The organism is Microcoleus sp. AT3-D2, assembly GCF_036705715.1.
Taxonomy (GTDB): domain Bacteria; phylum Cyanobacteriota; class Cyanobacteriia; order Cyanobacteriales; family Microcoleaceae; genus Microcoleus.
Map to the genome: position 1 here is coordinate 44071 of NZ_JAUBVE010000010.1, position 15173 is coordinate 59243.

Sequence of the window (15173 nt, forward strand, 5' to 3'; positions counted from 1 at the left end):
ATTCTCAATTTGCTGAATCATTCATAAGAAGGAAGTATTAGAACTGATATCTATCTAAAGTAGGTACACAAGTTGATGTAGATAGTACACGAAAAAACAATGTTACTTTACAAAATTGAGGATTTTAATCCCAACTACCGCCAAGCAGCTTTTGATGACGACGATATCAAAGGGCTGGATGTGTATGGCGGAAATACCCATGATAAAATTGGCACGATCGATACTGTGCTGGTAGATGAGACAGGACGTTTCCGCTATTTTGTGGTAGAGACTGGTTCTTGGATTTTTGGCAAAAAAGTTTTACTTCCCATCGCTCTTTGTCGGATTGATTTTAAGGGGGGGCGCGTTTACGCTACAGGTTTGCAGAGTAAAGACCAAGTGGAAAAACTACCCAGGTATGAGCATGGGACGGCAGTTGATTACGATTATGAAGAACAAGTGCGGGGTATTTATCGTACTTCAACAGTAGAAGCGTCTGTACCAGTAGAAGCATCATTACCTTTAGAAGGGCCTGTTCCAGTTTCGAGAACGTATTCTGTCTCGCCTCCAGCTCGTAAAGCTCCCTATGACCGGGATACCTATACTTACGAGCGAGAACCCGAATTGTATCAGATGAACGAACAGGATCATCAAAAACTCAAACTGTACGAAGAACGATTAGTTGCAGATAAAACCCGTCGCAAAACAGGCGAGGTAATAATTGGCAAACAAGTTGAAACCAAAACGGTACAACTGGAAGTTCCTGTAGAAAAAGAGCGAGTGGTGATTGATCACACAACTTCAGAATATGCAGGGAGTCGAGTAACTCCAGATACCGCCTTCAAGCAAGAAAAAATGGCACACTTTGAAATCTACGAAGAAAGTGTCGATATCAAAAAGCAGGCCTTCGTGCGCGAGGAAGTGCAAGTCAGAAAAGAAGTTGAGCAAGATACGGTTGAGGTAACAGATACAGTACGTCGCGAAGAGTTAGATGTAAAAAAAACAGAATGGGATTCGTCGGAGCGGAAAAAAAGTAATCCGCTTTAACTCAGCCAAAGAGTATCGTTAAAAATGCAAAAATCAGGAGGAAATTTATCATGTCTACTCGCAGGCATTTACCGTCAATCAGCGTAGCCTTTTTAGCTTTAGCTGTTAGTGTCAGTGGCACTGGCTTTGTGCTAAGTTCCCAGCAAGTTGCTGCTCAACAAGCTAAATCGAAATTTCCTGATGTACCGCCGAATTACTGGGCGCGTCCGTTTATTGATTCCTTATCTGAAAAAGAGATTGTTACCGGATATCTAGACGGAACTTTTAGACCCAAACAGGCTGTGGACCGGGATGAATTTTCGGCGATGATCCGCCAAGCTTTTAATCGAGCAAGCGTTAGAAATATCCCGAGTGGAAGTTACTTTAAGGATGTGCCTCAAAACTATTGGGCAGAAACTCCGATTCAAGAAGCTTATGAAGCGGGATTTATGAATGATTTTCCCGGAAATGAGTTTCGTCCGAAGCAGCCCTTGACTAAGGCACAAGCATTAGTTGTGTTAATGAGGGGTTTAAATATGGATTACAATCGCCCTGTTGTCAAACCCGATCAAGCTGCTGCAACTCCCGCAAGGCCAACTCCAGTAAATAAACGTCGAATTGCTAGGAACCGTTTGGCATTTCCCCTCGCAGCGACTGTTTTGATGCAGCCGTTATTACCTGTAGTGGCAAGGCAGCAGCCTGCGGCTGCGCCCGCACCTAAATCGGCTAAGACTGTTCCATCAAGAACGACAAAAGCTGCAACAGCGCCTGCTAAAAATTCGGCATTAGATTTTCTCAATTCGTACTATAAAGATGCGGGGAAACTTCCTAAATATGCGGTTGAGCCAGTGGCAGCAGCGACAAAGGCAAAGATAGTGGTCAACTATCCAGATCCCAGAGCTCTTAATCCGAACGAGTTGCTCAGTCGGGGTAATGCTACTGCCCTAATTCATCAAGCTTTGGTCAATCAAGGTCAGATAGAACCGCTTCCAGACAAGAATACTGCTAAGTACATTCCTAACAGTCCACGTCGCTAGTGTTCCCATCAACATTAACTTTTTTACCCCTGGATTCGATTGACTCGGAACCAGCGATAGCCGTAGGCTTCTAAGGGAATAGAGGGCGAGTCGGCATCGAGAGATTCATAGAGCCGATCGCCAAATAAATCGAACAGATTGCTGTATTCGTTAGATTTGAGCGTAGCAGTACAAGGCTTGTCGGCTAGATTGTGCACAACAATCACCGTCCTGCCTTGCCAGTCGCAGCAGTGGGCTAAAACCGAGGGAGAGTCGGTTTCCAGAATGTGCCACTTGCCCCTACCCAACTCAGGACATTGCTTGCGGATGCTGATTGCACGTTCCATCCAGTTAATTAATGAGCCAGGATCGCGCTGCGCTGCGACGACATTGACTTGTTTGTAACCGTATTCTCCGTTGGCGATCGCAGGTCTGGCAAGGGCATCAGTTGCAGCCGTCGAGAAGCCACCATTCGCTGCATCTGACCATTGCATCACCGTGCGGACGCTACCTCGACCTTCCAGCGAAAGATCATCGCCCATGCCAATTTCTTCGCCATAGCGCAGCATGGGTGTACCAGGCAGAGTGAAAAGCAAGCTGTAGACCAGTTCAATCCGGCGGCGAGATCCTCCCATCATCGGTGGTAAGCGGCGACGAATCCCGCGCCCGAAAATTTGCATAGTTTTCTCAGGGGCAAACGCTGCAAAAATTTCCTCTCGTTCCGATGAAGTAATGCGGTCTAGCGTCAGTTCATCATGGTGGCGCACAAAATTAAGCCACTGACAAATATCAGGAATATCCGGTAAGGTTTTTAGTCCATCGCGCAATGCTGTGGATTCTTGACGCGCCAGTGCCAAAAACAGATGCTGGTTCAGCAAAAAGTTGAACAGGATGTGCATTCTGTCGCCCTTATCAAAGTAGATAGAAATTTGCTCGCGATCGACATTTGCTTCTGCCAGCAACACTGCATCACCCCGACGCGATGACACAAACTCTCTCATTTCTTCCAAGAAACCTCGCAGGCTTTCGGGGTCTGCACCTTCGATGCCAATTCCTTTAATTAAAAAGGGAACAGCATCAATGCGAAATCCAGACACGCCCAGTTCTAGCCAGAAACCCATAATTTTGCAGATTTCTTCTCGTACCGCCGGATTGCCAATATTCAAATCTGGCTGTTCTTTATAGAAGTGATGCAAATAGTAAGCTTTTGCTTGTTCGTCGTACTCCCAAATACTGTCCTCGGCATCGGGAAACACCAGCAACTCTGGATCAGTTTTGGGTGGATTTTCTGACCACACGTAGTAATTGCGATACTTGGAGTTTTTATCGCTTTTGGATGCCACAAACCAAGGATGCTGATGGGACGTATGATTTACTACTAGATCGATCAGCACGCGAATCCCTCGTTCCTTTGCTTGGTGCATGAACTCGACAAAATCTCCCAGGGTTCCCAGTCGCGGATCAATGTTGTAGTAATCCATCACGTCGTAGCCATTGTCCCGGTTAGGGGAAGGATAAAACGGCAGCAACCACAAACAAGTAATTCCTAGCGCGGATAAATAGTCTAGGCGGTTGATAAGTCCTTGAAAGTCGCCGACACCATCGCCGTCCGAGTCCATGAAGGTTTCAACATCAAGGGAGTAGACAATTGCGTTTTTATACCAGAGGTCTTTCATTGCACTAAATTTATTAATAGAGAAAGGGTGTAACATGGCTGTGTTCAGAAACCTGGTCACAGGGCCATTTAGGAAGCTGAATTCCACGGCTATAGCTCATCCTTCGGAAGATGAGCCTAAGTTATGTTTGTCCAGATTCAAAATCTATCCATATCAATCTCGATGAAATATCTCTCACTATAATAAATCAATTACGAAAAAAAAACGGTTGCTCAGGCTGATTAGCATTAGCTGGAGCGATCGCTACCAATTTCCGATTAGATGTTCATGCCAATAGCCAACTTGTTGAGCTTGTAGCTGCACTGTCTGCGCTTTCTTTCGCCAAGACAGTGCAAAAGCACCAACCTTAGTTAAATGGGCCAGCGCTTGTAAGTCCTTACGGCATAGGAGTTGTGTTTGCCTTTAGCGATCGCCAATGCTGCCAACTACTCTTCTACCCAATTGAGTAAGCCAAGAGAAGTAACAGCTCCAAAAAAGTGAGCGCCAATCAGATTGACGTTTGCCATCGTCACAAAAATATCTAGGGAACGAATCACATTTTCTGGCGCATAAGCTGCCATCGCTTGGGGCTGACTAAGAGTTTTCGCTAGCACTACAGCAACTGTTTCTTCAGAAGCGACAAACGCGATTAATACCCCCACCAAACTAGAAACTAATCCAATCCGTAAGGTGTGAGTAATATGTTCTTTGCTGGGATATACCTGGGAATTTTCGGCGTGCAAAAGTCTGCCTAAAAGCCGATAGCGAAAATCCCAAAATATTCTAAAGCACAGCAATAACAGACCAACAATCGCTAAAAATACCCCGAAACCAATACCTGCATTATTGGTTTCTTCGCTCATGTTGCGACCCAACATAGCAAATACTAAAACAATGCCGGAAACAGCACCCAAGAATAACTGTATCCAGAAGCTAAATCGACTGAACAAGCGAAAAGTTGCGACGAATTCGCTTTGGGTCAGCGGTTGCGGCAAGGATTCTGGTTGATTCATTATATACACCTTATTGCTGAATTGATCGTCAAAACAAACGAGGCAAGAAAGAGGTTATGCTTGTCTTCCTGGCGATCGCGATCGCCTTGTGGTTAGCTATTAGACTTCTCCATAAAACTCGGTTAAGGGCAGGCATGATGCCTACCTACCCCGCAGTAGTTATGAGAGAGGTCTATTGGTTAGTCAGGAATGGCTGAGGGATATACTCCTGTAGCAACTAAGACAGGTTTGTTGGTATACTCGGCTTCTAGCTTCTGCTTCAAGGTCAAATCCCATTGCAGATCGTAGTCCCGCTCAAGTTCAGCGAGAACAAACGAACGCAACTCGCCGGTTACGGCAACCTTCTCACCTTCTCGCACGCTTGGTTGTGGAACTGTGTGTATCACTAACAAGTCTTGTCCGCCAATTAATTTGTCTTCATCCAAAGTGAACGAGTTTGGACTTCTGAGGGTTTCGACTTCACCGCTGACCGCCAGTGTCTTGCCGTAGTATTTTTGGGGATTTGAGGTGAGTTCCCCCGGTGTGGGGGCTAGCGCCATCGATTGTGCAACGATCGCAGGTTTAGTTTCGTACTCGGCGTACAAGTTTGGCTCTAAGCCTAATTTGTACTCGCGCTCAATATCTGCAAGGACAAAATTGCGAACTGTTCCCGTTACTTGAACTTCTTGACCTGATTCAGCCGGCAGCACAAAAGGCTTGCCGGTGGCATTGACAACCAAAATCGGTTCGCTGCCAAAAAACTCCTGATCGCTAACTGTAAAGGTCGATGGCCCCAATTTTTTGACTGGTTCGCTTCTGATGGTCACAGTTTTGCCAAGCAGTTGTGCTGTGTTATCAACCACATTCTCGGTTGTCGTGGCAACCGAACCGGGTGTTCCAGGTGCAGGTACAGGTGCCGTTGCTTGCCGCTGTGGGGTAGTACAACCCGGAAGCAGCATAGCTGCTAGTGCGAGTGCGATCGCTCCTCCCTTAGCATTTGAGAGCTTTTGAGTGGAATTGTTCAAACGATTATTAACCATTGAAAAACCTCCAAGATTTTTTCTGTTTATTTTGTTGATGAAGCTACAGAATTCGTGTTCAAAACCGGGTCTTTTTATAACCTAATTCAAAAACACTTGACCGTCAGGTTGAATTCTTAGAACTCCTTGATTGCCATCAAAGTTACTCGTTTCATCTATTGAAACTGCTAGCATCCCTTTTTCAGAACTAGACATGGGTATAACTTTCAGCAGCCCTCCATCTACGCGCACCATTGTGACAGTCACAGGCGTTGGTAGATTTTGCAGAACAATTTCAGCTCCGCGCCCTAGCATTCGGGATTCAGTATGCCCGATCGCCTGATAGGAAATCGGGGTATTTGTGCTGTTTGTTAATTTCACGCTCACCTCACCTGCCATTGGTGTGACAGTGGCAAGGGGAGTCTGTCTTGTTTCTGGCAAAGGTGGTTGGGTAACATTGGTTCGCCTCGCGGGAGGAACCATATTTTGACCCAACTCTTGCTGATTCAATCTTTGACTTGCAGCATTAGGCGGACATCCTTGAGAAACCCGAACATTACTGTTAAAAGGTTCTTCATAGTAAATCTTAGGACAGGGGTTGAGTGTAGGATCGGGAGCTGCTGATGCCACAAGAGGAACCGTTGGCAGCGCGATTAATAAACTTCCAGAGATGATTTGTAATATCCCTGGCGTTTTTTTCCAGCGATTTAGTTCATACATAGATATCTCCTGATGGAATCTTTCAAATTTAGTCAGGGTTTGCCAGATTTTTGGCGGCAAATAGTCGCGAGTCGCTGCTCAATTTTGAAACAGTACCAAAGTTTCTTCGCTGGTGCGATCGCCTCTACTAGAACTGAGATTCACCTCGTATCGGGTTCCTGGTAGAGAAATGGTCGGCTTAAAAGCAAAACTGAATTTACCTTGTTCATCCGCCCGAATTGTGCGTTCAAGGATATTTCGTTCAACTCCAAACAAACCTGCCACCGAAGAGGTAGCCTGAACGTTGACATTAACTGTCGCATTTGGGGCGCTGCGTCCTTCCACTTCAACCGTCCCGCTGACGCGAGCATTTTCTTCGGGAGTGATAATTTCTAGCGGGATTTCGGCAGTGTTGGAACTGCCATCATCGCTAGCAATTAGCTCTCGATCTAAACGGGAACGAATAACTTGATTTCCCGACTGCAAACTAGCCGTAACCGCTGCACCCGCAGGGGGGAAATAATCTTGGCTGCGGATCGTATATTCCCCTGTGTAAACGCCGTTGGATTCTTCCCGCATGGGGATGTTATAAGCAACTCCTTCAATGGAGAAATTAGCTGTAGCGTTAGGAGTGCCGAGCAATTTGAAATTGAGCGTGGTTCCCGGATCTAACTGCTGTACTGGTTGAGCACTGAAGCGGTTAATAGACAAAGATTGAAAGCCGCGATCGCTATAACCAGCAACTAGAGGTTCTTGCAAGCGGGTGCTACTGATGCGATCGCCTTGTTGCAAATTTGCCCGCACAACTGTATTTTCGGAAATTCGATCGCCCTCGCGAATCATGTAGCTTGCCTCGTAAACTCCCGGTTGAACCTCCCGCATCGGCAGATTTTGCACTGCATTTGGGATAGTCAAGGTAGCTCTAGAATACGGGGTTCCTCGCAGCACGAAAAAGAGTTCTGTTCCCGGATCTAATCGCTGTACTGGATACGCGGTAAAACTGTCGATATCAGAGCCGACTACTCTTCGTTGAGCTACTTGGATCGAGGGTTTGGGACTAGCTTGGGCAATTTCCGGTAAATAAAGGGTTGAACCCAACATAACCAGTCCAATTGCCGTTGAAAATGATTTTATTTTCATAAAATCCTCCTAAATCGCAACAACCAACCTCTTGCAGTAACGTGAAAATTTAAATTAATTATTAAAAATTGACTTTGGCTAAAGGTCGATTGTCTGTGTTCTACATTCTCTCAAAACTTGTTTATCTCTCTACATTTAATCTCAACTCTCCAAAGCTTGCCATCTGTCGGAGGCAATAAGAAAATATCTATCTGATGAAAGATGATTGAAGAAAAAATGATGAATTTGCTTTGAGTTAAGTGCGATCGCTCGGACTATTGGCGATAGATGCTTGATTTTCCACTGTCGCACTGGGGCGCATCCATTCTTGCAACGTCCATAAGCTAGTTAGGGCAGCTATTGCAGCTCCCAAACTATCCATAATCAAATCAACAATCGTATCATTCAGGCTCTCAATCACTTCGGTTGAGAGAACAATACCAGCCGTCCACTCGGCAACTTCCCACAAAGCACCAATCGCAATCCCAAAACTGGTTATTGTTAGCAAGTACAGCAGTTTATGGTTACGAAAAATAGTCAGCATTGAACTGTATGCTAAAAAACTCAATGCTAAAGTCACGGCAAAAGTCGTGAAAGCATGAACAATTTCATCATAAGGTCCCGGTTGGTAAAACAGCCCCAAAACCCAGCCTCCGGCGTTGAGTAAGGCAGCAAGCACAAACAGGAAATCAAACAGCGTTGGCAAGCGATCGTCCATCACCACAAACGCCAGGGATGCTACTAAGAATAAGGCTAACCCCAAGGCATTTTGCCATTTTCCCTGACTCAGAGCAGCTATTACTGCTATTGTTAATAACGCCTGTCCTACCCAGGCTGCAACTCGATAGCCACCCCAGTTTGTAGTCATCATCACTCTCCTTCTATCTTAAGATAACAAACACATCCCCGACTTCTTAGAGAAATCGGGATTCTCGATGCCCTTTCTGTGGTTTATTTGAACTCAATTTCTAGAGGTCATCTTGAGCAACTTGGGCATGGTTTAAGGAAGCGACCAAGGTAACTCCGCCTAAAATATTACCAATTAGGGTAGGTATCATGAATTTGCCAAAATATTCTGGCCACGAAACAGCTTTAATTGCCACTGCATAAAAAACTTCCACCGATCCGGCAATAATATGAGGAAATTCACCTAGCCCAACCAGGGAAGTGATGATAACAATTACCCACAGTTGGGAAGACTCAGCGGCGGGGAGAAGCCAGACCATTAAAGCAATTAACCAACCAGCAAAGATTGCCCGCAATAAAGTTATCCAAAATCCTCCATCGATAACTCTTAAACCTATTTCGCCAAACGCTGTTTGAAATTCAGGCGGGAAGACTCCAGCCTGTGCAACTATTGAGGCAAATATGAATGCACCTAACAAATTGCTTGCTAACACAATTGCCCATAATCGCAGCACTCGCATAAAAACTTTGCGTCTGCGATCGTTTAACAAAGGCAGAATGACAGTCAGAGTATTTTCAGTGAACAACTGCTGACGCCCCATCACCACGATGACAAAGCCGATACTGTACCCAAGGCTGACAATGATGGAACTCCAAGATTGCTGGGGTAAATTTGCTTGGAGTACACCTTGAGCCACCAGGGAAAATCCCATAGATAGTCCTGCGGCTAATCCAGACCAAGCTAGGGCTGAAACAGGACGGCACAACTCACTTTCACCCTCAATCCTAATCGTTTCGTGAATGATTAAGGCAGTGGGACGGATGCGCTCAATGATCTCTTCACGATCGCGATCGCTTAGTTCCAACTTTTGTTGACCCAGCAATTCTATTGCTTGGCTGGCTCGATCGCTATTTTGTGTCATCTCGCTCTTGTTAAATTATATGAACTTCGTTGTTCTCAGGATACAAACTAAACAATAGCGACGCGCCTAACCTGAGAATGAGCTTTGGGTTTTTCTAAAAAGTCTCTGTAGAGAAAAAATAGCCGTGCAGCATCTATCTTAAGTTGGGTGATTTTAAAATTGAATGTAAAAGCAATATATCTTAAGTAAGATATTTGGCTATTTGGTTTAATTTTGCACAATCTTTGCCCGACATAGGTGTAGGGTGAAAATGTAAGAGTGGCAGTCTTAGGAGGTATCTTTGTACAAAATTAATTCGTTAAGTACAAGAAAACCTGACCCATTCAAAAATTCAACCACGAATGCGATTGGGGATGCTTCTAGCTGGTTCGCTCGCTGTAATTGGGAAGGAAAAGTCCTCTCTCAAACTTGAGAACCTAGTCAAGGCTGAGTGCGATCGTATTCGTGGTGGACATTGCCGTTTTTTTGGGACTACCAGCACTTTTTTTGGCTTGGCGCGTACCGTCATTTGCAATTGGCAAAGACCTGCTGTGGGTTTTACGTTGGCACAATCATGCAAGTGGCTTTGACATTCAGTTCAATCTAACGTTTTTGCTGGCGATCGCAGTTGTCTTTGGTTTAATCGGGCTTTGGGGAAAAGCCACCAGCAAGCGTCGTTTTAACAAGCTGTGAAGCACCGGAATATGAAAATCCACAATTTTAACCTCACCATAAATCGTGGGTAAATCGATCGGTGTTGACCAGTTACTAATCGAGTAATAACAGTCACTAACCCCAGCCTGAAGGCGTGGGGCTTGAAAAGAGGAAGACTCACCACCTTCTTAATTCAGGACTAAAAAAGTGTCTAGCCAATTACTGAACTGCCTGGGAGTGGTATCCCGCAAGACGTTAAGAATGCCTCCCTAGTTTTTAACCTCTCTGGTGGTCAGTGGCGAAGGGAAATATACACCTAGAAATAGGACTTACCGTCAATGTTTGTACCAGTTGTAGGCAGCAATAACCGTCCCCTGATGCCAACTACCCCTGCTCGGGCTAGACGTTGGATCGAATCGGGCAAAGCTACGCCGTTTTTTAAAAAAGGAGTATTTTGTGTTCGACTGAATGCAAAACCTTTAAGCCACAACTATCAACCAATTGCAGTTGGCATTGACCCAGGTAGTAAGCGTGAAGGATTTACCGTTAAATCCAGAACACATACCTACTTAAACATCCAAACCCATGCAATTGATTGGGTAAAAGAGCGCGTTGAGGTCAGACGAAATATGCGACGTGGTAGGCGGTTTCGCAATACTCCATGCCGTCAAAACCGAACTAATCGCTCGGTTAATAAAAATCGCATCCCCCCATCGACTAAAGCGAGATGGCAGTGGAAATTAAGGATTGCCAAATGGTTGACTTTGATGTTTCCGATATCGACATTTGTTGTAGAAGACGTTAAAGCAAAAACCTGGAAGGGAGCTAAGAAATGGAATACAAGTTTTAGTCCTCTGGAGGTAGGTAAACGATGGTTCTACTCGGAAATTGAGAAAATTGCTCACCTGGAAATTAGACAGGGCTTTGACACCTGTAAAATGCGTCAAGATTTAGGACTCCTCAAGTCTAAAAAAAAGCTGTCAAACTTGTTTGAGGCTCATTGCGTTGACTCTTGGGTATTAGCTAATTGGTATATCGGAGGACATATTCAGCCCGATAACACCGAGCTAATAGAAGTAATCCCTTTGGAGTTTCATCGCAGACAGCTCCATCGTTTGCAGCATTCCACTGGTCATGTCCGCTCTCGGTACGGCGGAACTTTAAGTGCAGAATTTAAGCGCGGTTCAATCGTTAAACACCCTAAATATGGGTTCTGTTATGTTGGGGGTTGGCAAGAGTCGCCAACAAAGAAAGACCCACACCGAAAAACAATTAGTTTGCACGATCTAAAAACAAGCAAGCGATTGTGTCAAAATGCAGCGCCTACAGATTGTAAGTTTTTGTCTTACAATTCGTGGCGCTCCGCAAATTAATCTGTAAAGCCGATGCTCAAAGCACGGGGTTTCACACCCAGAAATTTCAATGAATAGAGATATAGATCGCAGTTCTTCTGCACAAATAACTAACCAACAGAGTGAAAATACAAGTCAACAAATCCCGCAGCCGCCAGAGGGTTGGGACCGCTTTAAATGGTTGGGGCCGAGTTTTTTATGGATGCTGTCGGCTGCTGGTTCTGGTGAGTTACTATTTACACCTCGAATTGCAGCACTTTACGGCTACTCGCTGTTGTGGGCGCTGCTAGCGGCTGTTATCCTAAAGTGGTTTATCAACAACGAAGTCGGGCGGTTTTCGGTTTGTACGGGCGCAACAATTTTAGAAGGTTTTAAGCAAATTCCTGGACCAAAAAATTGGACGATTTGGCTGATTTTATTGCCGCAGGTGGTAGTAGCAATTTCCACGGTTGCCGGACTTGCAGGTGCCGCCGCTACAGCACTGATTCTAGTAACAGGAGGAACTGTTAAACTTTGGACGGTGATTATTATCGCTGTGACGACAGCAATTGTGTTCATGGGGCAGTATAAAGTTGTTGAAAAAATTTCCTCAATTATCGGCATCGGCCGCACGTTGGCAGTAGTAGCCGCGGCGATTTTTGTTTTTCCCAACCTTCGACAATTCGCAGCGGGGTTAGTGCCTCAAATTCCCCAAAACGTGCAATATCAAGAAATCCTACCTTGGCTGGGTTTTATGCTAGCAGGGGCAGCAGGATTGATGTGGTATTCCTATTGGGTGGAAGCCAGAGGATACGGTGCTGCTTCCCTCAAACAAGAACAACCCCTTGATTTTAATCAAATCGGCCACGAACAAGTAAAAAGGTTGCAGGGTTGGGTGACTTTAATGAGTTTATCCAACACCTTAGCAGTCGTGGGTGCGCTGTTAGCGGCACTCGCTTTTTTGATTCTCGGTAGCGAGTTGTTGCGTCCCCAAGGATTAGTGCCAAAAGAACAACAAGTAGCAGAAATTTTGGGTAGTTTGCTAGGCGACCTGTGGGGGCCATTTGGCTTTTGGTTTATGGTGGCAATTGTTTTTATTACTTTTTGTAGCACCACGCTTTCAGTGCAAGATGGCTTTGGGCGGATGTTTGCCGATGGCACACAAATTTTACTGCAAGGATTTGGCGTGCAGGGTCGTTGGACGAATGAAAAATTTTTGCAGCGATTTTATATTATAGTGCTGTTAGCTGTGTTACCCATTGCGATTTATCTGATTTTCGGCGAACCCGTTTCCTTGTTACAAATGGCTGGAGGCATTGAAGCAGCTCACATTCCCATTGTGACTGGATTAACGCTTTATGTGAATCATCGAATGCTGCCCAAGGAATTGCGACCCTCGAAGTTTATCTGGGGTGGAACGGTAATTGCAGGGATCTTCTTTGCCTGCTTTGCAGTTATCTATCTTTTACAACTGACCGGTATAATTGGCACGAGTGGAGGAGGAAGTTAAACAGGGTTTTTCTCAGATATTGCAGCATTCGTGCCGGACCTGTAGGGGCGGGTTCACCAATAGTCTTAAAGCTTGCAAACAGGTTAAATAAACCCGCCCGACTCCACGAAAAATCCCATTATTGACATTAGTGCAATATCTCAGTTTTTACACTTTACCTGTTTGGGAACTATTTCCCAAAATGGGGAAAATCGCAAGTATCAAGTTGCTGTTGTTAGTTAACCTTCACTTTCAAATTGTTATGACTCTCGCAACCAAACCTTTATCTAACTATATCGCCGTCGTGTTTGACTTCGACGATACCCTTGTCCCCGATACCGTCGATAGTCTGTTAGAAAGCCTCAATATTGATGCGCTCGCCTTTCGTCGCCAGCGAATTCAACCTTTAATCGATAGCGGTTGGGACAAAATTATAGCCAGATTTTACGCAATTATCGAGGAATCTAAGCGTCAAGGGAACAAAATAACCCAGGAATATCTAGCAAATGTTGGGAAAAAATTAGCGCCCTTTGATGGCGTTCCGGAAATGTTCGATCGCCTACGTCAAAGCGCTTATGCAATCAACCCCAAAGTGGAAGTTGAATTTTATCTAATTAGCTGCGGTATGGTGGAAATTGCCCGCAATAATTGCATCGCCCCCAAGTTTAAGGCGATGTGGGGTTGCGAGTTCCATTATGGTAAAGAGGGCGAGATTGAGTTTCTCAAAAAAATTGTGACTCACACGGAAAAAACTCGCTATTTGTTCCAACTTGCCAAAGGCGTTGACAACGATCCAAAAGAGGATGGCAAGACATTTGTTTATCGGGATGTTCCGGCGGAAGAATTGCACATCCCGCTAACGCAAGTCATTTATGTGGGTGATGGGGCATCAGATATTCCTTGTTTTTCGCTTTTGAATGAACAACAGGGAATAGCCATTGGAGTTTATAAAGATAGTACCGCACAAGATTGGAATCGAGAAATAGAAATTAGCCAAAGTCAGCGGGTGATAAATTTGGCTTCCGCAGAATACAGTGAGGATTCGGAATTGATGCGATCGCTCACTCTCGCTGTAGAAAGTTTAGCCAAAAAAATCTCCCTACTCCAGTTAAGTGTTGGTGAATAAAGAGGCTTTTGTTGTGGGTTTAGGACAGTGTATCGGTTTTTTTGCTTTGGTAGCCTCGCTCTATATTTTGTGGAAAATTAGAGCGATTATTCTACTGTTTTTCACTGCCGTAATTTTAGCGATCGCTCTCAACCGTTTAGTGCGAAGATTGCAGCAGTCGGGTGCGAAGCGGGGAGTGGCGATCGCCTTAGCTGTTGCGATTCTAGTCACAGCGATCGCTGTCTTGCTAACTCTCATCGTAACGCGCCTGAGCAATCAATTTCAAGAGTTGTCCCAACTCGTCCCGCTAGGAATAGAACAACTGCGAGTTGGGATCTATTGGTTGCAAGCAAGATTACCCGGACAAATTGTTGATAACCTTCCCAGTATTGACGATTTAACCCAAGAAATTAAAACGCTTTTTCGGTGGACAAGTTCGCATATTTATCTGTGGTTTTCCAACTATCTAAGCTTGATTATCAATACCTTATTAATTACCGTTTTGACAATCATGCTTCTGGTAAATCCGATGCCATACCGCCACACAATTATCAGCCTTTTTCCGGCTTTTTACCGTCAGCGAGCCGATGAAATTCTCTCAAAATGCGAAGAGGGTTTAATGGGTTGGTTGGCAGGCGTTGCATTAAGCATGAGTTTTATTGGTATTACGAGTATTATTGGTTTGTTTGTTTTGCAAGTTCCACTGCCTTTTGTGAACGGGGTTCTGGCATTCATATTAGCCTTAATTCCCTATCTGGGCGCAATTTTAAGCGTAATTCCACCGCTGCTGCTGGCTTTATTAGATTCGCCTTCAAAAGCAGGCGCGGTGTTGTTGCTTTATTTCCTCATTCAACAAATTGAAGGCAACTTGATCACACCTATCATTATGGAAAAGCAGGTATCTCTGCTTCCCGCTTACACCTTAGCTCTCTTGACAGCATTCGGATTCTTCTTTGGTTTTTTGGGATTATTTTTAGCGCTACCAATTCTCATTGTTATTCAAATTTGGGTTAAAGAAGTTTTAATCAAAGATATACTAGACCGCTGGCAGACTGCTCCATCAGGGAAGCCAGCAGATAACCCATAAAGCTATATTTGTCAAGCCCACTTTATGTGAAGTTTATCAATCAATCAACCGATGAGACTCCCGCTCAAGACAGATGACAAAAATCTCTAAACAAGCTATTAATTAATAGATAATAACATAAATTATTTGTTTAAAAACTCAGTTAACTGGAAAGGAATGCACCATTGCCTATGGCAGCAGTCGTGAACAACTAA

General features: G+C 44.7%; 14 protein-coding genes. 7 read left to right on the top strand and 7 right to left on the bottom strand.

Going from position 1 to position 15173, the window contains the following annotated elements; translation table 11 throughout:
* Positions 1-99 precede the first annotated feature (99 nt).
* Both QUB44_RS06615 and QUB44_RS06620 read left to right on the top strand, forming a co-directional pair.
* Positions 100-1026 (top strand): DUF2382 domain-containing protein, encoded by a 927-nt coding sequence (locus QUB44_RS06615; RefSeq protein ID WP_333364645.1) that lies wholly within the window; start codon positions 100-102, stop codon positions 1024-1026.
* 50 nt (positions 1027-1076) lie between these two features.
* Entirely contained in the window at positions 1077-2042 is a 966-nt protein-coding gene (locus QUB44_RS06620) for an S-layer homology domain-containing protein (RefSeq protein ID WP_333364648.1), read from the top strand.
* Between the two features lie 23 nt (positions 2043-2065).
* On the opposite strand, the gene QUB44_RS06625 is transcribed toward QUB44_RS06620, so the two are convergent.
* The 7 genes from QUB44_RS06625 to QUB44_RS06655 all read right to left on the bottom strand — a co-directional run bounded on the left by QUB44_RS06625 (position 2066) and on the right by QUB44_RS06655 (position 9334).
* Complete coding sequence (locus QUB44_RS06625; RefSeq protein ID WP_333364651.1) at positions 2066-3697, bottom strand: alpha-amylase family protein; 1632 nt, start codon at positions 3695-3697, stop codon at positions 2066-2068.
* 425 nt (positions 3698-4122) lie between these two features.
* Complete coding sequence (locus tag QUB44_RS06630; RefSeq protein ID WP_333160326.1) at positions 4123-4689, bottom strand: DUF3611 family protein; 567 nt, start codon at positions 4687-4689, stop codon at positions 4123-4125.
* A 179-nt stretch (positions 4690-4868) separates the two neighbouring features.
* A complete protein-coding gene (locus QUB44_RS06635; protein WP_333364655.1) occupies positions 4869-5708 on the bottom strand; it encodes a hypothetical protein in 840 nt (279 codons plus the stop codon).
* Between the two features lie 81 nt (positions 5709-5789).
* Positions 5790-6407: a hypothetical protein gene (locus tag QUB44_RS06640; protein WP_333364658.1), complete on the bottom strand. Its 618-nt coding sequence runs from the start codon at positions 6405-6407 to the stop codon at positions 5790-5792.
* Positions 6408-6485: 78 nt separating this feature from the next.
* Positions 6486-7526: a hypothetical protein gene (locus QUB44_RS06645; RefSeq protein ID WP_333364660.1), complete on the bottom strand. Its 1041-nt coding sequence runs from the start codon at positions 7524-7526 to the stop codon at positions 6486-6488.
* A 235-nt stretch (positions 7527-7761) separates the two neighbouring features.
* Complete coding sequence (locus QUB44_RS06650; protein ID WP_333364663.1) at positions 7762-8376, bottom strand: hypothetical protein; 615 nt, start codon at positions 8374-8376, stop codon at positions 7762-7764.
* Between the two features lie 97 nt (positions 8377-8473).
* Complete coding sequence (locus tag QUB44_RS06655) at positions 8474-9334, bottom strand: formate/nitrite transporter family protein (RefSeq protein WP_333364666.1); 861 nt, start codon at positions 9332-9334, stop codon at positions 8474-8476.
* A 444-nt stretch (positions 9335-9778) separates the two neighbouring features.
* Here QUB44_RS06655 and QUB44_RS06660 point away from each other — a divergent pair, with 444 nt between their 5' ends.
* The 5 genes from QUB44_RS06660 (at position 9779) to QUB44_RS06680 (ending at position 14979) form a co-directional block, all read left to right on the top strand.
* On the top strand, positions 9779-10006 hold the full coding sequence (locus QUB44_RS06660) for a hypothetical protein (protein WP_333364669.1): 228 nt from the start codon (positions 9779-9781) through the stop codon (positions 10004-10006).
* A gap of 299 nt (positions 10007-10305) precedes the next feature.
* On the top strand, positions 10306-11340 hold the full coding sequence (locus QUB44_RS06665; RefSeq protein WP_333364673.1) for an RRXRR domain-containing protein: 1035 nt from the start codon (positions 10306-10308) through the stop codon (positions 11338-11340).
* 49 nt (positions 11341-11389) lie between these two features.
* Positions 11390-12808 (top strand): Nramp family divalent metal transporter, encoded by a 1419-nt coding sequence (locus QUB44_RS06670; RefSeq protein WP_333364676.1) that lies wholly within the window; start codon positions 11390-11392, stop codon positions 12806-12808.
* 241 nt (positions 12809-13049) lie between these two features.
* Positions 13050-13913 (top strand): HAD hydrolase-like protein, encoded by an 864-nt coding sequence (locus QUB44_RS06675; protein ID WP_333364680.1) that lies wholly within the window; start codon positions 13050-13052, stop codon positions 13911-13913.
* Positions 13906-14979: an AI-2E family transporter gene (locus QUB44_RS06680; RefSeq protein ID WP_333364683.1), complete on the top strand. Its 1074-nt coding sequence runs from the start codon at positions 13906-13908 to the stop codon at positions 14977-14979. Before QUB44_RS06675 ends, QUB44_RS06680 begins: the two co-directional genes overlap by 8 nt.
* Positions 14980-15173 lie beyond the last annotated feature (194 nt).

Coding starts and splice junctions, on each gene's coding strand:
- QUB44_RS06615 (WP_333364645.1), top strand. CDS start 100: ATGTTACTTTACAAAATTGAGGATTTTAATCCCAACTACCGCCAAGCA.
- QUB44_RS06620 (WP_333364648.1), top strand. CDS start 1,077: ATGTCTACTCGCAGGCATTTACCGTCAATCAGCGTAGCCTTTTTAGCT.
- QUB44_RS06625 (WP_333364651.1), bottom strand. CDS start 3,697: ATGAAAGACCTCTGGTATAAAAACGCAATTGTCTACTCCCTTGATGTT.
- QUB44_RS06630 (WP_333160326.1), bottom strand. CDS start 4,689: ATGAATCAACCAGAATCCTTGCCGCAACCGCTGACCCAAAGCGAATTC.
- QUB44_RS06635 (WP_333364655.1), bottom strand. CDS start 5,708: ATGGTTAATAATCGTTTGAACAATTCCACTCAAAAGCTCTCAAATGCT.
- QUB44_RS06640 (WP_333364658.1), bottom strand. CDS start 6,407: ATGTATGAACTAAATCGCTGGAAAAAAACGCCAGGGATATTACAAATC.
- QUB44_RS06645 (WP_333364660.1), bottom strand. CDS start 7,526: ATGAAAATAAAATCATTTTCAACGGCAATTGGACTGGTTATGTTGGGT.
- QUB44_RS06650 (WP_333364663.1), bottom strand. CDS start 8,376: ATGATGACTACAAACTGGGGTGGCTATCGAGTTGCAGCCTGGGTAGGA.
- QUB44_RS06655 (WP_333364666.1), bottom strand. CDS start 9,334: ATGACACAAAATAGCGATCGAGCCAGCCAAGCAATAGAATTGCTGGGT.
- QUB44_RS06665 (WP_333364673.1), top strand. CDS start 10,306: ATGTTTGTACCAGTTGTAGGCAGCAATAACCGTCCCCTGATGCCAACT.
- QUB44_RS06670 (WP_333364676.1), top strand. CDS start 11,390: ATGAATAGAGATATAGATCGCAGTTCTTCTGCACAAATAACTAACCAA.
- QUB44_RS06675 (WP_333364680.1), top strand. CDS start 13,050: ATGACTCTCGCAACCAAACCTTTATCTAACTATATCGCCGTCGTGTTT.